Source organism: Rhodanobacter aciditrophus (assembly GCF_050026795.1).
In the GTDB taxonomy this organism is placed as follows: Bacteria; Pseudomonadota; Gammaproteobacteria; order Xanthomonadales; family Rhodanobacteraceae; genus Rhodanobacter_A.
This window is the reverse complement of sequence record NZ_JALBWP010000011.1, coordinates 818,790-839,440: the sequence shown is the minus strand read 5'-3', so window position 1 is coordinate 839,440 and position 20,651 is coordinate 818,790. Positions and strand designations below refer to the sequence as shown.

The 20,651-nt window shown below is 70.0% G+C and carries 18 protein-coding genes; 11 read left to right on the top strand and 7 right to left on the bottom strand.

The annotated features are described in order from the left end of the window. The first annotated feature begins 51 nt into the window (after nucleotides 1–51). Nucleotides 52–1,296, top strand: coding sequence for a hypothetical protein (locus ACQGNW_RS12645; RefSeq protein ID WP_426663543.1), 1,245 nt, complete (start codon nucleotides 52–54; stop codon nucleotides 1,294–1,296). A 109-nt stretch (nucleotides 1,297–1,405) separates the two neighbouring features. Beyond that, the gene (locus ACQGNW_RS12640; protein ID WP_426663542.1) at nucleotides 1,406–3,673 is read left to right on the top strand and encodes a beta-glucosidase; all 2,268 of its coding nucleotides are present in this window, start codon (nucleotides 1,406–1,408) and stop codon (nucleotides 3,671–3,673) included. An 84-nt stretch (nucleotides 3,674–3,757) separates the two neighbouring features. Here the strand turns inward: ACQGNW_RS12640 and ACQGNW_RS12635 are convergent, their stop codons facing one another. Further along, nucleotides 3,758–5,629 (bottom strand): peptide-N4-asparagine amidase, encoded by a 1,872-nt coding sequence (locus ACQGNW_RS12635; RefSeq protein WP_426663541.1) that lies wholly within the window; start codon nucleotides 5,627–5,629, stop codon nucleotides 3,758–3,760. A 200-nt stretch (nucleotides 5,630–5,829) separates the two neighbouring features. On the opposite strand from ACQGNW_RS12635, the gene ACQGNW_RS12630 reads away from it, so the two are divergent. From ACQGNW_RS12630 to ACQGNW_RS12620, 3 genes are all read left to right on the top strand, one after another. Then, entirely contained in the window at nucleotides 5,830–6,210 is a 381-nt protein-coding gene (locus ACQGNW_RS12630; protein WP_426663540.1) for a YidH family protein, read from the top strand. Nucleotides 6,211–6,398: 188 nt separating this feature from the next. Beyond that, the gene (locus tag ACQGNW_RS12625) at nucleotides 6,399–6,668 is read left to right on the top strand and encodes a hypothetical protein (RefSeq protein ID WP_426663539.1); all 270 of its coding nucleotides are present in this window, start codon (nucleotides 6,399–6,401) and stop codon (nucleotides 6,666–6,668) included. 132 nt (nucleotides 6,669–6,800) lie between these two features. Next, complete coding sequence (locus ACQGNW_RS12620) at nucleotides 6,801–7,556, top strand: M90 family metallopeptidase (RefSeq protein WP_426663538.1); 756 nt, start codon at nucleotides 6,801–6,803, stop codon at nucleotides 7,554–7,556. 53 nt (nucleotides 7,557–7,609) lie between these two features. On the opposite strand, the gene ACQGNW_RS12615 is transcribed toward ACQGNW_RS12620, so the two are convergent. The 3 genes from ACQGNW_RS12615 to ACQGNW_RS12605 all read right to left on the bottom strand — a co-directional run bounded on the left by ACQGNW_RS12615 (nucleotide 7,610) and on the right by ACQGNW_RS12605 (nucleotide 11,070). Beyond that, complete coding sequence (locus ACQGNW_RS12615) at nucleotides 7,610–8,710, bottom strand: GGDEF domain-containing protein (RefSeq protein WP_426663537.1); 1,101 nt, start codon at nucleotides 8,708–8,710, stop codon at nucleotides 7,610–7,612. A gap of 140 nt (nucleotides 8,711–8,850) precedes the next feature. Further along, a complete protein-coding gene (locus ACQGNW_RS12610) occupies nucleotides 8,851–10,521 on the bottom strand; it encodes a glycoside hydrolase family 2 (RefSeq protein WP_426663536.1) in 1,671 nt (556 codons plus the stop codon). Nucleotides 10,522–10,563: 42 nt separating this feature from the next. Beyond that, nucleotides 10,564–11,070 (bottom strand): gluconokinase, encoded by a 507-nt coding sequence (locus tag ACQGNW_RS12605; protein WP_426663535.1) that lies wholly within the window; start codon nucleotides 11,068–11,070, stop codon nucleotides 10,564–10,566. A 510-nt stretch (nucleotides 11,071–11,580) separates the two neighbouring features. Between ACQGNW_RS12605 and ACQGNW_RS12600 the strand changes: the two genes are divergently transcribed. After that, entirely contained in the window at nucleotides 11,581–13,590 is a 2,010-nt protein-coding gene (locus ACQGNW_RS12600) for a pyridoxal phosphate-dependent decarboxylase family protein (protein ID WP_426663534.1), read from the top strand. A gap of 162 nt (nucleotides 13,591–13,752) precedes the next feature. Here the strand turns inward: ACQGNW_RS12600 and ACQGNW_RS12595 are convergent, their stop codons facing one another. Next, complete coding sequence (locus tag ACQGNW_RS12595) at nucleotides 13,753–14,274, bottom strand: lipocalin-like domain-containing protein (protein WP_426663533.1); 522 nt, start codon at nucleotides 14,272–14,274, stop codon at nucleotides 13,753–13,755. 129 nt (nucleotides 14,275–14,403) lie between these two features. Between ACQGNW_RS12595 and ACQGNW_RS12590 the strand changes: the two genes are divergently transcribed. Beyond that, nucleotides 14,404–15,300: a LysR substrate-binding domain-containing protein gene (locus tag ACQGNW_RS12590; RefSeq protein WP_426663532.1), complete on the top strand. Its 897-nt coding sequence runs from the start codon at nucleotides 14,404–14,406 to the stop codon at nucleotides 15,298–15,300. Nucleotides 15,301–15,399: 99 nt separating this feature from the next. Here ACQGNW_RS12590 and ACQGNW_RS12585 read toward each other — a convergent pair whose 3' ends face one another. Next, entirely contained in the window at nucleotides 15,400–15,897 is a 498-nt protein-coding gene (locus tag ACQGNW_RS12585; protein ID WP_426663531.1) for a DUF4440 domain-containing protein, read from the bottom strand. 55 nt (nucleotides 15,898–15,952) lie between these two features. Between ACQGNW_RS12585 and ACQGNW_RS12580 the strand changes: the two genes are divergently transcribed. Then, a complete protein-coding gene (locus ACQGNW_RS12580) occupies nucleotides 15,953–16,423 on the top strand; it encodes an Lrp/AsnC family transcriptional regulator (protein WP_426663530.1) in 471 nt (156 codons plus the stop codon). A 251-nt stretch (nucleotides 16,424–16,674) separates the two neighbouring features. After that, complete coding sequence (locus tag ACQGNW_RS12575) at nucleotides 16,675–18,477, top strand: amidase (protein ID WP_426663529.1); 1,803 nt, start codon at nucleotides 16,675–16,677, stop codon at nucleotides 18,475–18,477. 102 nt (nucleotides 18,478–18,579) lie between these two features. Here the strand turns inward: ACQGNW_RS12575 and ACQGNW_RS12570 are convergent, their stop codons facing one another. After that, complete coding sequence (locus tag ACQGNW_RS12570; RefSeq protein WP_426663528.1) at nucleotides 18,580–19,458, bottom strand: LysR family transcriptional regulator; 879 nt, start codon at nucleotides 19,456–19,458, stop codon at nucleotides 18,580–18,582. A 108-nt stretch (nucleotides 19,459–19,566) separates the two neighbouring features. Between ACQGNW_RS12570 and ACQGNW_RS12565 the strand changes: the two genes are divergently transcribed. Continuing rightward, nucleotides 19,567–20,067, top strand: coding sequence for a nuclear transport factor 2 family protein (locus tag ACQGNW_RS12565; protein WP_426663527.1), 501 nt, complete (start codon nucleotides 19,567–19,569; stop codon nucleotides 20,065–20,067). Nucleotides 20,068–20,167: 100 nt separating this feature from the next. Then, on the top strand, nucleotides 20,168–20,563 hold the full coding sequence (locus tag ACQGNW_RS12560; protein ID WP_426663526.1) for a RidA family protein: 396 nt from the start codon (nucleotides 20,168–20,170) through the stop codon (nucleotides 20,561–20,563). The last annotated feature ends 88 nt before the right edge of the window (nucleotides 20,564–20,651 follow it).

Sequence of the window (20,651 nt, the reverse complement as noted above, 5' to 3'; positions counted from 1 at the left end):
CAACGCAACTTGGCGAGCTCCCCGGTTGCCGCCGTTCCCGCGAAGGCGGGAATGGCGGCCTTGTTCGCCGGCCTGTTCGCCGTGTCTGCGGCGATGCCAGCCCATGCGAAGACGGCGACGCCGTCGACCAGGGGTACGGATGCCGCGACACCCCGCATCGAGGCCCTCGCCCGCATGGGTTGCAACGCCATCACCGCGCGCGTCGACGCGTTGCCCGGGAATACCCCGGTGCTGCTGCGCAGCTACGACAGCCGGCGCGGACAAGGCGCACCCGACCTGCTCCCCTTGCATTCGGCGGCATTCACCTACGACAACGCACTCGCCGTCATCGCCCTGCTCGCCTGCCATCGGCGACCACAGGCGGAACGCATCGGCGAAGCGTTGCGGCTCGCGGCGTTGAACGACACGCGGCTGCGCGACGCCTATCGCGCCGGCACCGTCGAGGGCAGCAGGCCCTTGCCGAACGGGTGGTGGGATGCGCGGGAAAAGCACTGGGTGGACGCCGCACACGAGTATTCCGGCGCGTACCAGGACGGCTCGTCGTGCGGGAACATCGCATGGGCCGCGCTGGCGCTGCTGGCGCTGCACGACGTCACCGGCGACGACCGCTGGCGCGACGCCGCAGCGCATCTTGCCGACTGGGTCGTTGCCCACGCGGCGGACCCGCACGGCGGCGTCGGGTTCCGCGGCGGCGTCGAGTCCTATCTGCGGGTGCCGAGGAATGCGTCGTGGAAATCCACCGAGCACAACATCGACCTGGCCGCGCTGTTCGCCTGGCTGGCACGGATCTCCGCACCGGGCGGCTACTGGAACGCACGGGCCCGGCGTGCCCGCGATTTCGTGGCGCAGCAGTGGGACGCGGCGAGCGGCCACTTCTGGACCGGCACCGCGGCCGACGGCGCGACGCCGCTCCACTCGCCGTCCGCCCTCGACGTGCAGCTGTGGGCGCAGCTGCTGCCGGATGCGCCGAAGGCATGGCGGCGCGCATTGGCCTGGGCCGGGCGCACGCACGCGGTCGAGGGCGGCTTCGCCTTCACCGATGCCCGCGACGGCATGTGGACGGAAGGCACCGCGCAGGCCGCGCTCGCATACCGACGGGTCGGCGACGAGGCCAAGGCGGACTCACTGTTCGCATCGATCGCGCGGCAGTCGTCGCCGGGCGGGTTCCTTTACGCCACGCCCCAACCGCGCATCAGAGCGCTGTATTCCTGGTACGACCACCAGCCCTGCCTCGCCGCGACGGCATGGGCCGTGATCGCCGCATCGGACCGCAACCCCTACCTGCCCGGATCATGAGCGGCACGGCCGAAAGGCATGCCGCGCGGAAGCCGCACAACGCGCTTGCCATCCCGTATCCGCGACGAGCACGCTTTCAACCTGTCCTGCAACAAGCGAAGGAAATGTCATGGCACTTCACAAGACCCGCATAGCTTCCTTCATCGGCATGGCGCTGCTGGCCGTCAGCGGAACATGCACGACGGCGACCGCCGGCACCGATGCACGCCCGTGGATGAATCGCCGCCTGTCGCCGGACCAGCGCGCCGAACTGGTGCTGAAGGCGATGACGCAGGACGAGAAGTTCCGGCTGATCCGCGTCGACTTCGGCGACACCGAGAACGGCCACGTCATGGCGCCAGGCGCGCTGGGCTCGGCCGGCTACGGCCCGGCGATCGCGCGGCTGGGCCTGCCCGCCATCCAGGAGAGCGATGCCGGCCTCGGCGTGGCCAAGCCGCACAAGCTCGGCGCCACCGCGCTGCCTTCGGGCCTGGCGACGGCAGCCAGCTTCGATCCGGCGATTGCCTACGCCGGCGGCGTGATGATCGGCGGCGAGGCGCATCGCCGCGGTTTCAACGTGATGCTGGCGGGCGGTGCGGACCTGGTGCGCGACCCGCGCAACGGCCGCAATTTCGAATATGCGGGCGAGGATCCCCTGCTGGCCGGCCTGACCGTCGGCAACGCCATCGCGGGCATCCAGAGCCAGCATCTCGTCTCCACCATCAAGCACTACGCGCTCAACGACCTGGAAACCGACCGCACCACGCTGAGCGCGAACATCGACCGCGCCGCCGCGCGCGAGTCCGATCTGCTCGCCTTCGAGATCGCCATCGCCACCGGGCACCCCGGCTCGGTGATGTGTTCCTACAACCGCGTCAACTCGGTCTACGCCTGCGAGAACGACTGGCTGCTCGACCAGGTGCTGAAGCGCGACTGGCACTACCCCGGCTTCGTGATGTCGGACTGGGGCGCCGTGCACAGCGCCGCGAAATCCGCGCTGGCCGGACTGGATCAGGAATCGGCCGGCGAGACCTTCGACAAGGAGGTGTACTTCGACCAGCCACTGCGCGCCGCGGTGGCTTCCGGCGAGGTGCCGCAGTCGCGCATCGACGACATGGCGCGACGCATCCTGCGCAGCATGTTCGCGGCCGGCGTGATCGACCATCCGGCCAAACAGGCGCCGATCGACTTCGCCGCCGACCGCAAGGTGGCGCAGCGCGCCGAGGAAGCCGGCGCGGTGCTGCTACGCAACCGGGACGCGCTGCTGCCGCTGTCCGCCATGCAGTCCGTGGCGGTGATCGGCGGCCACGCCGACAAGGGTGTGCTGACCGGCGGCGGCTCCTCGGCGGTGCAGTCGCCGCAGGGCAACGCGGTACCGGGGCTGGCGCCCACGGCCTGGCCTGGGCCGCGCATCTACCAGCCCTCGGCGCCGCTGGCGGCGATCGAACGGCGCGCGCACGGCAAGGTGGGCTACGCCAGCGGCGACGACATCGCCGCCGCCGCGAAGCTGGCCGCGCAGGCCAAGGTCGCGGTGGTGTTCGTCGAACAGTGGGCGGCGGAAAGTTTCGACGCGCCGCACCTCGCCCTGCCCGGCCACCAGGATGCGCTGGTGGAAGCGGTGGCGAAGGCCAATCCGCACACCATCGTGGTGCTGGAAAACAATGGCCCGGTCGCGATGCCGTGGCTCGACCGGGTCGAGGCGGTGCTGGAAGCGTGGTATCCCGGCGCGGCCGGCGGCGAAGCCATCGCGCGGCTGCTGTACGGCGAAACCGATCCGTCCGGGCGCCTGCCGGTGACCTGGCCACGCGACGAATCACAGCTGCCGCGTCCGAGCATCCCAGGCGCCGGCCTCGCCGCCATCGGCCTGCCGCCGCAGGGCCAGCCGGCACAGGACGTGGACTACGACATCGAAGGCGCCGACGTGGGCTACCGGTGGTACCAGCGCAAGCACCTCCGACCGCTGTTCCCGTTCGGCTACGGCCTCACCTACACGCACTTCGACTACAGCGGCTTCAGGCCACAGGTGGAAAACGGCAAGGTCACCGCCTCGTTCACCGTCACCAACCGCGGCTCGCGCGCGGGCGTGGACGTGCCGCAGCTCTACGTGACCCTGCCCGGCTCGGGCGAGGTGCGGCGGCTGGCCGGCTGGTGCCGCGTGGACCTGAAACCCGGCCAGTCCGTGCAACTGGTGGCCACCGCCGACCCGCGCCTGCTCGCGAACTTCGACGGCCGGAGCCAGCGCTGGCAGCAGCCCGCCGGCGGCTACCGGCTGCAACTGGGGCACTCGGCGACGTCCTTCGAGGGCGAGGGCCAGGTGACGCTGGCCGCGGCCAGCTGGGCCGCGAACGCGTCGCCCGCCGGCGTGCCGCAACCCTGCGTGGCGGGCGGCGCCCGCTGATCCGCCCGCAGGCGTGCCGCCCCTTCCCCTGCCTGCAGGAGAAGGGGCCGGTGCCAGCCGCAACGCACGCGAGGGTCGCGTCGGCTATTTCCGCTTCGCCTGTGCCTGTTCCAGCGGCGCCAGCCACGGATGGTCGGGCCGCGAACGGCCGTCCAGGCGATTGGCGTTGCCGGGGCATCCGGCGCCCTCGCTCGCCGCCGTCAGGCGCTCGTCGCGCGACCGGATGCTGCTGCGATAGCAGCTGCCCAGCGAATCGCTGAAGCTCACCCGTTCGCTGCCGGCCTCGTCGTGCGGGAAGCTCGTGCGGTCGAGCGGGTCGGGGATGGTCTTGCCGTCGGCGTGGTCGCGGGCGGCGAGGCTCTCGTCCAGCACGGCACGGTAGGCCATACCCTGCGCATCGGTCCGCGTGGTGTCGATGTGGTGGCCCTGCTTCATCGCCACCTGCGCGGTGAAGTCCTGCCCCGTGGTCACCATGGTCTTGCGCGAGGAGAGGAACAGCGGATCGCGCTGCCGCACCGTGTAGCCGTCCAGACGCTTGCCATCGAGCGTGCGCTCCACCGTCAACGCCATCGTGCCCAGCTGGTCGATGGTTTCGTCGTAGCGCTTCGCACCCGGCCGCGCGAAGCTCTGGTGGTTGTGGAACCCGCCGGTGTAGCGCACGGTCGTGTCGATGTCGCCGCGCGGCGTGCGCAGGCGGCCGGCGATCGTGTAGCTCTGGGCCAGGTCGGTGTCGATCGTGCCCACGATGCGGCCGGCGCCGTCGGCGTGCAGCGTGTCGCGCACCACGAGCCCCGCCGGCTGCCGCGCGGCCAGCGTGTTCCGGGTGAGCTCGCCGCTCAGCTGGCTGGCGTGCGGGTCCTGGTAGACCAGCAGGTTCGCCGCCACGTTGAAGAAGTGGTCGGTGCCCGGCACGCGCACGGCCACCGCGTGCGGCTTGCCGTCGTCGAACAGGCCGGCGAACGGCGTCAGGTCCACCCGCGCCGGAATGAAGTTCGTGGTCTGGATCGCCGGCGTCGGCAGCCACAGGTTCGGCGCCACGCCGCCGGTGAAGATCCACGGATACACCGGCGCCAGCCCGGCCGGCTTGCCGTCCACCAGCACCTCCACGCCGCGGAAGCTGCCGCCGTCGCAGGCCTCGAACGACTCCAGCGAGTAGTCGCGCGTCTTCTCCAGGTAGGCCTTGTCGACGCAGGTGTACCAACGCTCGTCGTGCGCCTGGCTCTGCGCGATCACGTCGAGGTAGGCGCGCTCGACGTTGCGCGGGAAGGTGATCGCACGCGCCAGGCTGTCGCCCGGCTGCTCCAGTGCCGTCTGCTCGCCGCGCGGGTCGCTGCTGAGCGGATACACATGGTCGGCGGCGGCCGCGGCCGGCTGCCCCTTGTTCGCGGGATAGAACACCAGCCGCACGTCCACGTAGATCGGCTGGTTGGTGGTGGGGCTGACCCAGTTGTTGAGGATCATCTGCCCCGCCTGCGCCTGCTTGAACAGCGCGGCGTAGTCGCTGAGGTCGCGCTCCACGTGCCAGTGCTGGGCCACGTCCGGCTCGGGTTCGATGGTGGTGCCGAAATAGAGGTTCACGCCGCCCAGCCAGAGCGCCACCGTGCGGTCGAACTGGCGCCCGGCGGGCACCGAGAAATCCGCCTCCAGCACCACCTTGCTCCAGCCGCCCGCGCAACCCTTGGGCGGCGCGAAGTCGAAACGGTGCGGGCGCGCCGCCATCGACGAGCCGTCGCCCTGGTCGTCGAAGGCCTCGTGGTCGAACACCGTCACGATGCACGGCTTGCCAGCCGGCCGCGACACCGGCGGCTCGGCGCTGGCCACCACGCGCGAACCGATCTGGAACTGCGCCGCGGTGGCGGTGGCGGCCGCGAGCCCCGTCGCCGGAACCGCCCCCAGCGCCAGCAACGCGACCACGCCCGGCAGCCCATGCCGCACCCTCACCGTTTTCTCTGTCACCACCGTCGCTGCTCCCGATCAAGGCTGGCACATGGCGCATCGCGGCGAACGCTCCCGGGGCCGGAGCCCCGCCAGCCGATCGTCACGATGCGGGCAAGCCTCTATCCTGCCGGCCGCGCCGCCCACTGCCAAGCGCGCCGCGGCCTGCTGCATGCGCAGTCGCGGGCTAGACTGGGCCGACCTCCCGCACGGGCTGCCCCATGATCCCCCACTTCAGCGACCTCTCCGCCAACGAGCGCACCTACCTCGCCTGGATCCGCACCGCGGTGTCGCTGATGGGCTTCGGCTTCCTGATCGAGCGTTTCGACGTGTTCCTCGTCTACACCACGCGTGGCGCGGTGTTGAACAGCGGGCTGCACCTGCGCGCGTCCGAGTGGCTGGGCCTGGGCATGATCCTGCTGGGCGGCGTGCTGATCCTGCTCGCCACCCGCAGCTACTACCGCAACGCCCGCTTGATCCAGGCCGAGACCGCCGCGGCCTACCGCGGCACCATGCTCGAACGCGTGCTGACGACGCTCCTGGTGGCGCTGGCGCTGTTCCTGGTGCTTTACGTGGGGTACCAGCTCACCAGCCTGCATTGACGGTGGCGAACGCCGCAGCCGGACGTTCCGGGTGCGCGGAGCGGAACCGCCCCCTTGCCGCTCACGCCGCCAAGGCACGCAGGCAGACCTGCAATATGTGACGCACACCACACTTGGCCACCCTTTTCTGGCGCGGGAGATGCTGCCTGTACCGCGAGCCTCCCGACGGGAAGCCAAGGATCGCTACCATGCACCAGTTCGTCGAATGCATCATCGCCGGAGGGCCCGAGCACGGCCTGATCCGGCGTCAGCTGTGGGATGCCGGGCAAGCCCCGCCGCCCATGCTGTCCACGCAGGACGGCATGCTCTGCAGCGTCGCCGCCAGCCGAACCGCGGGTATCCCGGGCTGCCGTTTCCTGCTGCTGCTCCACCCGCAGGCCAGCGGCAGGCAGTTCATCGACATGCTGGCGGTGCTGGATGCGCACGCCGCGTCGGCCCGCGCTCCGACGACCCACTGATCCACTGTGCGAAGCCGGACGGGCACGGGCCCCAGCCCGCGCAGCCAAGGATCGCCAGGCACGCCCCAGCGCGCTTGAGAAAGCCCACTTCGCCCTGATGCTGGGAACGCCAGCACTCCTCCCGCGTGGGACATGTTCGACCGACTCAGAAACTGGCGCGTACGCCGCGTCGTCACCAGACACCCGATCCCCGAACCGCTGTGGCAGGCTGCGCTGCGCCGCTGCGCCCCGGCGCAGCGGCTGGGGGCATCCGACCAGGCGACGCTGCGCGTGCTGGCCACGCTGTTCCTGGAACAGAAGTCACTGGAGCCGGTGCAGGGGCTGGAGCTCGGCGACGCCGACCGCGTGCTGCTCGCCGCGCACGCCTGCATCCCCATCCTGAAACTCGGCCTGGACTGGTACGACGGCTGGCACAGCATCATCGTGTACCCCGACGCGTTCGTGCCCCATCGCACGCAAACCGACGAAGCAGGCGTGGTGCACCAGACCCGCACCGCGATGGCCGGCGAGGCGTGGGGGCGCGGGCCGGTAATCCTGTCGTGGGCGGACGTGCTCGGCGCCGACAGGAAACCCGGGCACAACGTGGTCATCCACGAAATGGCCCACAAGCTCGACATGCTCAACGGCGACGCGAACGGCTTTCCGCCCCTGCATCGGCGCATGGACCGCCGCGCCTGGTCGGCGGCGTTCTCGGGCGCGTGGGACCGCCTGCGCGACGAGCGGAGCAAGGGCCTTGCGCTGCCGATCGACCCGTATGCCCTCGAAAGCCCGGCCGAGTTCTTTGCGGTTGCCAGCGAGCAGTTCTTCGAAACGCCCGCCGCCCTGCAGCAGCACCTGCCCGAGGTCTATCGGCAGCTGGAGCGGTTTTACCGGCAGCACCCGTTCTGAGTGACCGGCGCCAGGCACGGCGCGGAAGGCGCGAAAAGCGGCGACGCAACGGCTCAGCCCGAGGCCAGGGCACCCGCCGCAGCGGGCCTGACGGGCATCAGCACCACACGGTTGCCGCCCTGCTCCTTGGCTGCGTACAGCGCGCGGTCGACCCGCTGCAGCACGCTGTCGAAGCTGTCGGCGCCGTCGATCATCGTGGCGCCGAACGAGGCGGTGACCTGGCGCACCGGCGCCACCGGCAGGCGCGCGATCGCCATCTGCAGGCGCTCCGCCACCAGGTGCAGGCCGGCCGCGTCGATGTCCGGCACGATCACCAGGAATTCCTCGCCGCCCCAGCGCGAGATGCATTCGTCCGCGCGCAGCAGTGCCTTGCAGCGTTCGGCGACCGCCTGCAGCACGCGGTCGCCGATCGGGTGGCCGTGCGTGTCGTTGATCGCCTTGAAGCGGTCCACGTCCAGCATGATCACGCCGGCGGAACGGGCTCCGTCGAACACGCCCCTGAGCACGCGCTCGCCCAGGCGGCGGTTGTGGATGCCGGTGAGCGGGTCCCGATGCAGCATCACCTCCATCCGCGCACGCTCGGACGCCAGCCGCCTGATCGTGCCGGCCATCCCGCGTTGCACCGGCAGCAGCACCACCACGATCAGGCTCACCGGCCCGTACGCCATCAGCAGGTCGATGCCGCGCGGAGTCCATGCCTCGCGCGGATGCAGCAGCAGGTAGGCCAGCACCGGCAGCGCGATCAGCAACCAGCAAAGCAGCGCCAGCACGAAGGCCAGGCGCCCGGGGATGAAGATCATCACCATCACCAGCAGCACCACGAACAGCGACGACACCGGCGGCAGCACGACGATCAGCTGGACGCCGGGCGTCGACACCGCCTGCAGGGTGTAGAACCACGCCGGCGCGACCAGCGCCAGCACCGCGGTGACCAGCGCCAACCGCACGATGCCCTGCAGCCACCACGGGCGCCGCCACAGGGCGACGATCAGGCCGCCGAAAATCGCACTGCCGACGGGCGGCACGATCAGGTCCATCGGCCGATGGACCGGGCCCAGCCAGTGGATCAGCGTGGCGCAGATGCCCGCCAGCAGCGACAGCGACAGCATGACCAGCACGGCGACGCGGACGTAGCTGTCATCGGCTGCTTTCATCGGCGTCGTCGGGCACCCGGGAGGCTGTGCCGCCAGTGTAGCGCCCGCCAAAGCCGCGCCGGGATGCTGCGCTGTCCGCGCGCCCCCGACGGCCGCCGCTGGCCGCGGCGGCGCGACGCTGCAGCCGCGCTGCGCCGGGACTAGCCGGGGCTCCCCCGCTCGCTCGCGCCGCCGGCGACATCCCGCTTCGCCGCGACACCGCGCACGCGCCGAACCAGCAACACGGCCAGGCCCGCGATGATCGCGGCATACGCGTACTGCGTGCGCGAGACACCGACGCCGAACGGGAACCAGATGCCCGGCACGCCCAGCGCCGACAGCTCGGCGGGGAACTGGCTCACCGCAACCGACAACACGACGGCGAACGCGAGCAGGCGGTCCGGCTGCCGCCTGCGCAACCCGAGCACGGCGGTCGCCAGCAGCACCACGGCGAGCGGGACGCGCCACAGCGGACTCACCATCGCGTAGGTGGCGTCGCGCAACGTCAGCACCAGCACCGCGCCCAGCACGGTGGCGATGCCGATGGCGCAGCTCAGCCACCGCCAGCGTTCAAGCCGGTACCAGTGGCGCCACGCCATCAGCCATGCCGCCAGCCCCAGCGGCGGCAGTACCGAATACAGCGCGAGGTACACCGGAAGACTCTCGTACGGCGTCCAGTAATACGTCGCCTGGTTGAGCCGGTACGCCGCGGTGAGCAGCAGCGCCGCGCACAGCCACGGCGCAAAGCCGCCGGGCGCCAGGGCCTTGCGAAAACGCCAGGCCAGCATCGCCAGCAACACGAAGCCGAAGGGTTCCACGACCTCGAGCACGTAGCCCTCGATCGTCTGCCGCCACTGCGACCGGTACTGCGCGTCGACGGCATCGCTCGCGCCCAGCGAGGGCGGAATGTGGATGCCGCCCGCATCCGGATCGCGCGACAGCCCGGCACGCATCCACACGCGCACCGCAATCACCGCGTCGTGGACACCGGCGGGCATGGGTGGCAGGCGGAACACCTGCGGCCGCGTGCTGTAGATGACCGGCACCTTGCCCGAGAAGTCGCCTGACCCGCCGAGCAGGGTTCCGTTCCAGAACAACTGGTAGGCATCCTCGACATACGCGGGCGCCAGCAGCGCGACGGACGTGCCGGCGGGGACGTCGACGGCGATGCGCAGGCGGTACCACGCGTATCCCGAATAAGCCCCGTGGCCGCGTGCCCGCCAGCCGGGCACGTAGTTCGTGAGGCCCACGTCGGAGTCGTGCGCACCGGGCGCCGGCGTGAGGTCGGCGGGTTCCCAGCGCGCATCGTCGAAGCCCGGCGCTGCCCAGCCCACGTCGTCGCCGAGATGGAAGCGCCAGGGGCCGGTCAGCAGATGGGACGTCCGGCCAATCCGGATTCGCATCGCCGGGCAGGCCACCGCGGGTTGATCCGCGGCGGAGACGGCGGCCGCCCCCGCGCTGCCATGTCCGGCCACGGCGCACGCAGCTGCGTCCTGGCCGGCAAGCTCCGCACGGGCGGACGGCATGGCCCAACCCGCAACGGCAATCAGCAGGATGGCGCGCAGCAACAGGCCTTCGAGAAATCTCCGCACGATGAATTCGGCCTCGCCAGGGGAAAGGGGCACAAGGGGAACAGGCCACTGGATCGTGCGGGCCCGCGCCGCAACGGCTTGAACCGCACCTCGCGCTTCCCGCACCGCGGCGGAAGCCTGCACGCCACAGCCGCTCAAGGCAACCTGCCGCGTGACCACGCGCGCGAACGGCGTGACAAGCGGCGGGAAGCGCGTGACGGACGGATCATCCGGCGCGCTCGGATGGCATGCCCCGCGCATGCACGATCGACCCGGCGAGGGTGACCTCCGCCGGCGCCGGACTCAAGCCGGTCGGGCCGGCACCGACAACGCCTGCCTGGCCAGGGCGACCGTGGCGACCAGGTCGGCATCGGCTGCCAGCACGATGGCGCGCTCTTCCGCGGCGGGCTCTTCCAGCGTCGCCAACTGGCTGTCGAGCAGGCTGGCCGGCATGAAGTGCGTGCGCTCGCGCAGCCGGCGCGCGAGCTCGTCGCGCGGCACGCGCAGATAGAGCAGGCGCAATGCGGGATCCGCCTGGCGGAGCACGTCGCGGTAGGCACGGCGCAATGCGGAGCAGGCAACCACCACGCCCTTGCCGCGACGTCGCGCGATCGCCGCGGCGATCGCCGCGAGCCATGGCTGGCGAGCCGCGTCGTCCAGCGGGATGCCGGCGCTCATCCGGGCGATGTTCGCGGCCGGATGCAGCTCGTCGCCCTCGACGAAATCCACGCCGCACGCCTGCGCCAGGGCGGCGCCGACATGGCTCTTGCCGCTGCCGGAAACGCCCATCACCACGATGGTCGGCTGCACCCGCACGGCTCAGCCCCGGGAGGCCAGCGGCGACGGGCCGTGCGCGGCGCGGACCTCCGTCGCAACCGCCAGCGCGCGGCATTTCAACGATCCAGGCATGCAGCGTCTCCCGCCATGTTCCGAACTACCTGCGGCGCCTCCGGGACGCCGCGCGACGCCGAAGCATGCCCGGGCATCCGCCGGAACACCAGCGCGAACCCGCCGTGCGAAGCCCGCGCCTGCGGCCGACGGCTGCCGGTGCCTGGCCCGTTCGACCTCGCGATGCGCGGCTCGCACATGCCCCCCGTTTCGCCCCGCGATCGCTGCGGTATGCGGGCTCGAGCCTGACCGCTCCGGCCACCCGCCGGAAGAACGAAGGCGGCACGAACAGGCGGAGACGGCCGCAAAAATGACGCAAGTCAGGGCGTTGCGCCGCTCCTGCGCCGATGCTTCGCCCGTCCGCCCATATCGACTCGCGATGCCCTTCGCCCCCTACCCGTCCCGCCGACCGGCGGCGCATGGACCGCACGCATGAACGCCGCCACGCCCTTTCCCTCGAACGAACCGCGCGACCACACGCTGGACGCCTGCTTCCTCGGCCCCTACGGCGAGAACGACGCGCTGCTGGAAAAGCTGCTGGTGGAGTTCCTGCGCGACCACGTGTACTGGCGGCGCAACTTCCACCCGGAGGACCCGCCGGCGATCGGCACCGCCGCCGCGCACCATCCCGACTACCTGGCGTTCGAGTCGCGCATGCGCCGCGAGCTGCACCAGCTCTCCGCCGCGCTGAAGAAGTCGGTGCCGTTCCACAGCCCGCGCTACATCGGCCACATGGCCAGCGACCTGCTGCTGCCGGGGCTGGCCGCGCAGATGCTCACCCTGCCCTACAACCCCAACAACGTCACCGAGGACGCCGCGCCGGTCACCGTGGACCTGGAGGTGCAGGTCGGCCTGCAGCTGGCGCGCATGCTCGGCTACCCGCACGACCCGGCGCAGCCGGCTTGCGCCTTCGGCCATCTCACCTCCGGCGGCACCCTGGCCAACTACCAGGCACTGCGCCTCGCGCTCGCGCTCAAGGCCTTCCCGGTGGCGCTGCGCGCGGCACAGGTGCCCGGCCTTGCGCTGCCCGACGACGACTGGGCCGCGTTCAACCTGCCACAGGCCGACGGCATCGCGCTGCTGCAGGCCTGGCAGGACTGGCTGGCGACGCTTGCGCCCGCCGAACGCAGGCGCTGGATCGCGGAAGTGGAGCGCGAGCGCATCGAGCAACGCGGCCTGGTGGGCTTCTTCGCCGCGCATCCGGCACTGAGCGTGCCCAAGGTACTGGTGCCGTCCACCGCCCACTACTCGTGGAGCAAGGGCGCGAAACTCCTCGGGCTGGGCCGCGACCAGCTCGAACTGCTGCCCACCGCCGGCATGCGGCTGGATGCCGACGCCCTGGGCGACACCCTGGCGCGCTTCGCGCGCCAGCGACAGGGCGTGCTGATGGCGGTGGCGGTGCTGGGCGGCACCGAGTACGGCACCATCGACCCGATCGACGCCGTGCTCGCCGCACGCGAGGAAAGCCGACGTGCCGGGCTGGATTTCGCCGTGCACGTGGACGCCGCCTGGGGCGGCTACCTGGCCACGCTGTTCCGCCGCGAGGACGGTTCGCTGCGCGACCGCGAGGAAGTGGCCGCCGACTACGTGGGCTTCCCCACGCCGGCCGTGTACGCCGCCTTCGCCGCGCTGGGCGACACCGACTCCATCACCGTCGATCCGCACAAGCTCGGCTATCTGCCCTACGGCAGCGGCGCCTTCGTCTGCCGCGACCACCGCGCCATGACGCTGCTGGCCGAACGCGCCGACTACGTCTTCCACGGCGAGGCGGCCGGCGACTACCTCACGCGCTACCGCGGCCTGGGCCAGTACATCCCGGAAGGCTCCAAATCCGGCGCCGCCGCCGCGGCGGTGTACGTCACGCACAAGGTGCTGCCGCTGGACCACGCCCACTTCGGCCGCCTGCCCCGCGCCACCGTGCGCGCCGCCGAGGCCTTCCACGCCGGCGCGCGGCGGCTCGCGCTGGAGCTGGCCGACTGCGCCCACGTGCTGGTGCCGTTCGCGCCCGACAGCAACCTGGTGTGCCTGGCGCTGAACCCCGCCGGCAACACGCAGGCGGAACGCGCCAACGCGTTCGTGCGCGCGCTGCACGACGAGCTGCGCAGCGACCCGACGCATCCACTGCAGCTCAAGGAATTCTTCGGCTCGGTGACCAGCCTGCGCCCGGAACTGCTGGGCCCGGCGGAAACCGCGCGCATCCTCGGCACGCTGGGACTCGACCCCGCCTCGCTGGGCGACGGCGGGGCCGACCGCCTGCTGATCCTGCGCCACACCCTGATGAACCCGTACCTGGTCGACCGCGAAAACGGCATCAGCTACATCGACCGCTATTTCGGCTTCCTCGCCCGGCGCGTGCGGGAGAACCTGGGACAGAACAGGCCTTCTCCTCACGCCGCCTCCACGCGCACTGCCGACCGGACCCTTCCGGCACGCACGGACTGACGACGAACTGGTCGCCATCCGCCCCATCTCCGAGGACGGCGGCTCCCGAACCCTGGCGATTTTCACGCTGTGGTCGAAGCCAAGGCCCAACGCTTCGCCGGCGTGCGTCCGACTGATCGGCAGTCGCGCGACAAGCAAGCCGCGGGCAGCAGACCCGCCCCGTCAGCCCCCGCTGCGCCGCCAGACCGAGATCGGCACGTTGCCGTCCGGGCGCGGCGGCACCCGGTAGCTCAGCACGTCGCCATGCAGCTCATAGCTGCGGCGCTGTTGCTGGCCCTCCCAGTTGGGAAAGGAAGCGCCTTCGATGTGGAACACGAGCTGGTGCCGCCTGGCGTCGAGCTCGACCGTGCCGTAATGCGTGCTCGAACCCATGACCGCGGCGCGATATTCCTCGGAGCTGCCCTTGGCCTTGTCGCCGGCCGCGAAACGCGGGCGTTCGGCGCGGAAGATCTGCAGCGAATAGTGGCCCTGCCGGTCGATCATCAGCAGGCCCTTGGGCGCGGCGCCGTAGTCGCGGGTACGCGAGCCATCCGGATGCAGCGCGTCGGCCGCCTGCAAGGTCCAGGTGCCGGCCAACGGGAAAGGCATGGTGGCGCCACCGGCGAAGGCTCCGGTCGCCGCGGCGAGGCCGGTGACCAGACAGGCCGTGGCGAAAAGACGAACTGGTGCGGAATGCTTGCGCATGCGTAGTTTTCCTCCGGGGATACGTGGGGAGTGCCACGTCGTTCGGGCGTGGACGTCGCACATCCTAGGACTGGCGGCAGTTCCAAAAAATGGAATAATTCGACATCGATCCATCGGAAGCACTTCAGCATGCAGCAACCCAACCTGGACATGGACGCGCTGCGCACCCTGGCCGCGATCCTGCGCCTGGGCAGCCTGGCCCGCGCCGCGGAACGGGTGGGTCGCTCGCAATCGGCGGTCAGCCAGCAGATGCGCAAGCTGGAGGCGCAGGTGGGGCAGCCGCTGTTCCGCAAGCAGGGGCGCCGGGTCGTGCTGACCGAAGCGGGCGACCGGGTGCATGCGTATGCGCTGCGCATCCTGGCGCTCAACGACGAGGCGGTACACGCGGTGCACGGCGCCTCGGTCGGCGGCGCGGTGCGGTTCGGCCTGCCGGGGGACTTCGCCGAATCCTGGCTGCCGGCGGCACTCGGGCAGTTCAAGAAGGCCTACCCCGCCGTGCAGGTGGACGTGGAGGTCGAACGCAACGGCGCGCTGCTGGAACGGCTGGATCGCGGCGAACTGGACATGGTGCTCGCGATGGGCCACGCCCGGCGCGCCGATGCCGAACGGCTCGCCACGCTGCCGATGACGTGGGTGGGCCCCGCGGATGCGGGCAAGCGATTGCGCTCGAGCCCGGTCATCGACCTGGCGCTTTACCGCCCGCCGTGCTTCTTCCGCAAGGCCGGCACCGAGGCGCTGGACAAGGCCGGCCTCGTCTGGCGACCAGCCTTCGTCACGGCCAGCCTGCAAAGCCTGTGGGCCGGCGTGGCCGCGGGGCTCGGCATCACCTTGCGCACCAGCGCCGGCATCCCGCCCGGGCTGATCCGCCTGGACGGCCGGCACGGGCTGCCGCCGCTGCCGCGCGTCGACGTCTGCCTGCATGCCGGCGGCGAACCGGCGTCGCCCGCGCTGAGGCAGCTGCGCCGCACCGTGACGGAGCATGCGCTTGCGGAGCTTGCGGGGAGAAAAGGGGACGTGGCCGGGTAACCCCGCGTCCACCCGGGGCTTTGCGTCGACGGAAGGCGAAGGCGCGTACTCCCGGCCACTGCATGACCTCGGGCGACCGAACCCGACACGGCATGGCCGCTAACGGGATGCCGGCGTCGCCTGGTAAAGCACGTTCAACCAGCCGCCGCTCCGCTTCATCCACAACGACGAGGCGTACCCGTCGAGCCGGAAGGCTTTCCCATGATCGAGTCCTGCCGCCTTCACGCGGTAGGTCACCAGTGCGGCATTCCGTGCGACGAAACGAACCGCGAATCCCGAAAGCGCACATTGGTCGAAGCGCACCTGCGCATCCATGGCGGATGCCTCGCTGGCAGCCTTGCCCACCACGCCGCCACCGGAAACCGTGATGAAGTCCGGGGCGTGCAAGGCCCTGTAGGCACCGGCGTTTCGCTGGATAGCCAAGTTCCAGCTCGCCCCTTCCTCAGCGACCAATCGTTGCGCCACGCCGCGGTCCGCCGCGGCGGCAACGACCCGAGAGCTGGATGCCATGCTGCAAACGACCGACGGTGCGGCGTTGGCCATCCATGGCAACGGCATGGCGATCAATGCCACATATAAAATTCGCTTCTTTGTCATGAATTTAGAATGTCATTAGGATTAGCGAACCGTCAATCGAATTGATTTCGGATTTATGGCAGCCACGACTGATCTCGACCGAACAGACTTCGCCATCCTCCGCCTTTTGACGAAAGATGCGTGGCTGTCCAACAAGCAGATCGCGGCCGCGGTGGGCCTTGCTCCTTCGAGCTGCCATGAACGAATCAAATCCCTCCGTGCGCGCGGGGTTTTGCTGGGCGCGCATGCCGATGTGAATCTCGAGGCGATCGGGTTCGCGCTGGAGGCCGTGCTGTTCGTGCAGCTCGGCAAGCTGCAAGCCAAGGTGGTCGACGACTTCGTCGGCTCGACCGCCACCATTCCGGAAGTACGCAGCGTATTCCTGGTGTCTGGCCGCTCCGATCTGATTGTCGATGTCGTCGTGCGCGACATGCAGCATCTGAAGGAAATCATTTCGACGCACTTCAATCGCCACGATGTCGTGCTGCGCGTGGAAACATCCATGGTGTTCGACAGCCAGCGGCAGCATGTCATGCCGCCTCCGTAGCAGGCCGCTGAACACCGGATGGGCGCGGACTCGCCGCACGGCGATGTGTGTTGCTGCGGTCTGCGGTCTGCCGTAGTGCCAGCGCCACGTCGGACCCGGTCCGCCGTCCACCCGTGCGGCACAGCCATGGCTGCCGGTTCGCTCCGAAAAGGCTACCCTGCCCCTGGTTTGACAGACGGCCATTCCGGCGCTCCCGGAAGGCCGGATTCGACAGCAACGCGCTCCGACTGCGGGGTGCATCGGGGAGAACCATGAAGACTCGTCGCGATTTCCTCACCCAGGCGCCGCTCGGCCTGCTGGGTGCCGTGGTGGCTGGTGGCGCGCTGGCGCAAACCGGCGAAACCACCACGCCGCCGCCCGGTTCGCCCGGCGCGTTCAACACCGCGCCGCCGGTGGGGCCCAAGCTCACCACCGTCACCTTCGCCGAGGCGGAGAAGCTGCAGCAGGTGACGATGACCGAGGCGCAGCGCGCCATGGCCGTGGCCAACTGGCCCACCTCCATGGCCGCGCTGCTGGAGCGTCGCACCGGCCCGCGCAAGGTGATGCTGGAAGACGGCCTGCCGCCGGCCACCACCTGGTTCCCCGCGATGGGCCAGGCGCACGTGGGTCCCGCGCACGATCGCTTCGTGCCGTCCAAGGTGGCGGCCACGCCGCTGCCGGCGAAGGACGAGGACATCGCCTTCGCCTCCGTCGCCCAGCTCGGCGAGTGGATCCGCGCGCGCAAGCTCAGCTCCACCCGGCTCACGAAGATCTACCTCGAACGCCTGAAGCGCTATGACCCCCAACTGCGCTGCGTCATCACGCTGTGCGAGGAGCACGCGCTGAAGCAGGCCGCGCAGGCCGACAAGGAAATCGCCGCCGGCCACTACCGCGGTCCGCTGCACGGCATCCCCTGGGGCGCGAAGGATCTGCTCGACACCGCCGGCATCGCCACCACCTACGGCGCCGAGCCGTTCAAGGACCGTGTGCCGAAGGACGACGGCGCGGTCACCCGCAAGCTCAACGAAGCGGGTGCGGTGCTGGTGGCCAAGCTCAGCCTGGGCGCGCTGGCGCTCAACGACATCTGGTTCGGCGGCCAGACCATGAACCCGTGGCTACTCAAGGAAGGCGCCTCCGGCTCCAGCGCCGGCCCGGCTTCGGCCACCGCGGCGGGCCTGGTGGCGTTCGCCATCGGCAGCGAAACCCAGGGCAGCATCATCAGCCCCTGCATGCGCTGCGGCACCACCGGCCTGCGTCCCACCTACGGCCGCGTACCGCGCACCGGAGCCATGACGCTGTGCTGGACGATGGACAAGCTCGGCCCCATCGCCCGTTCGGTGGAAGACACCCTGCTGGTGCTCGACGCCATCCGTGGCACCGACCCCGGCGACACGGCCAGCGTGCCCGCGCACCTCGACTACGACGCGGCCGAATCCATCAAGGGCCTCAAGGTCGGCTACTTCCCGGGCTGGATGAAGGAGGCGCCGGCCACCGACCTCGACCGCACGGCGCTCGAGCAGTTGCGCGCACTCGGCCTGGTGCCCACCGAAGTGTCGCTGCCCGACTGGCCCTACGACGACCTCAACGTGCTGCTGTTCGCCGAGTCCGCGGCGGCCTTCGAGGAGCTTACGCTCACGGGCGCCGCCGACCGGATGCGCGTGCAGACTCCGGACGCCTGGCCCAACCTGTTCCGCGAATCGCGCTTCCTCTCTGCCGTGGACTTCGTGCAGGCCGACCGCCTGCGCCGCAAGGTGGCGAAGGAGATGGAGCGCGTGATGGGCGAGGTGGACCTGCTGCTGGTGCCCTCGCTGCGCGACGACATGATGGTGATCTCCAACATGACCGGCCACCCTTCGCTCACCCTGCGCACCGGCTTCGTGGAAGTGAGCAAGGTGCGCAGCGACTGGGCGCCCGACCCGAAACACCCGCTGCCGACCCTGGGCAAGCCGCACCGCGTGCCCTACGGCGTCACCCTGATCGGCCGCCTGTTCGAGGAGGGCACACTGGGCCGCGTGGGACACGCGCTGGAGGCGAAGGTGGCGGCAGCCGGGGAGCGGCCGGCGGGATTCCGATAGGCGCGGACTGATCCGATCGCTCGCATCGAGAGCGCGTCGGGGCAACCCGGCGCGCTTCTTTCATGGACCAAGAAGCGACCCTGCCCTTGCTTTTGCATTCCGTCAGTGGGGAGCGGCCTTCAGCAGTCCGAGCAGGTCGCGGGTATCGGGCATGGTCTTGTGCGCCGACAGGACCAGGGCGGCCCAGTCGCGCCGCAGTCCCTTCGCGCTGAGCCGGCACACATGCAGGCGACGGCGCATGCGCGGCGGCACCGTCCACGTGGGAACGATGCCGACGCCCATGCCGGCACGCACGAATTCCAGGATCGGATCGGTCCACTGGATCTGCTCCAGCGACGCAGCCACGCGGCCGGCGCGCGCCAGGAAATCGGCCGCCCGGCCAGGGCGCTGACCGGGCGATTTGTGCAGGTAGACCACCTCGCCCGCCAGCTCCTCCGGCTCGATGGCGGCGCTTCCGGCGAGGCGATGCCCGCTGGGCACGATCGCTGCCAGCTCGTCGGCGAAAAGCGGGATACGCCTGAAGTACCTTGAGTCCGGTACGGAATGCGCGACGCCCACGTCGATGCGCCCCAGTAGCAGGGCCTGCTCAACGTCGTGGGTGGCTTCGCCGACGAACAGCAGCCGCGTCTGCGGATGCTTGCGGCCAAACGCAGCCATGATCCCCGGCAACCAGTGCAGCGCGGTGTAACACTGGGCGCCCAGGCGCAGCACGCGCTCGCCGCGCGCCATTGCCTTCAGCTTTGCCTCCAGGCCACGGGTCTTGTCGAGCACCTCTCGGGCCGCCTGCAGCGCGAGTTCGCCGGCGGCCGTCGGCACCATCCTGCGCCCGACCCGCGAGAACAGTGTCACGCCCAGTTCCTTTTCCAGCGAGCTGAGTCGCTGGCTGAGCGCCGGCTGCGACAGATGGAGTTCGTCCATCGCCGCGGTCAGTCCGCCATGGCGGGCAATCGCACTGACGAGCCGCAGGTGCTTCAGTTCCATTATGGCATTCGCATTCTTGAATTGAATCAAAACTATCATGAGATTCCATTTGTTCGATAGATAACCGGACGCTAGAGTGCCGCGGCCATCACCATGAAGGAGTGATCCATGAAGCCGAGCACGATTGCCGTCGCCGCTTTCTCCGTGCTGTGCGCGCAGGTGCCCTGCACCGTCGCGGCGCACGATGCCGTCGCTGCGCGCGACGCCGCATCCGCCAGCGCGATCGAGCACAGCGCACTGGAGTTCGAGGAAGCCTGGTACACGGGCAACGCGCAACGCATGGCCGCAGTGCTCCACCCGAGTTTCACGATGCGCCACGTGGGCACCGACCCATCCACCGGACGCAGCACCCTGGACCAGAACGTGGACGCGAGGGCGCTGGTCGAGCTCACCCGGCAAGGCCACGGTGAGGTTCCCGCCGCCATGCAGCAGCACGACGTCACTGTGCTGGACGTCTATGCCAACGCCGCCACCGCCAAAATCGCCACGTGGTATGGCGTCGACTACCTGCAGCTGGCCCGATGGAACGGACGCTGGCTGATCATGAGCGTCGTGTGGGGCAAGGCACCGGGCGTGCGCAGCCCGCCAAACCTGCCACACCACAACTAGTGCGGAGCCGCGCCAAGAGCGCGCTGCCAACACAGTTCCTCGTTACGCCTTGGAAAACCGCCGTGGCACAACACGCCCGACTCACCCAACAAGGAAATTCATGTCCCACCCAGTCGAACCGCAATTCCTCAACTCCGGCAGAGTCCTGAAAGGAAGCTTCCCGTTCTCGGAAGCCGTCAAGGTCGGGAGCATGCTTTACCTGTCGGGCCAGGTCGGCATCGTGCCGGAAACCCAGCAAATCGCGCCCGGCGGCATCGATTCCGAATCGCACCAGGTCATGAAGAACATCGGCACCGTTCTCGAAGCGCACGGCTACGCGATGGACAACCTGATCAAATGCACGGTATTTCTCGCGGACATGGCCGAATGGCCGGCCTTCAACGAGATTTACAGACGCTATCTCGCAGAAGGCAAGCTTCCGGCGCGAAGCGCCCTGGGTGTGAACGGACTGGCCTTGGGGGCGCGCGTCGAAGTCGAGTGCATCGCATCCAGATAGCACGACGCGGTTTGTCCAGGAGCAGGTCGCCGATTTGCGTCCCCCCAAGGTGACCGGGGCCGCCCTTGCTCTATCGGGGACTGGTTGG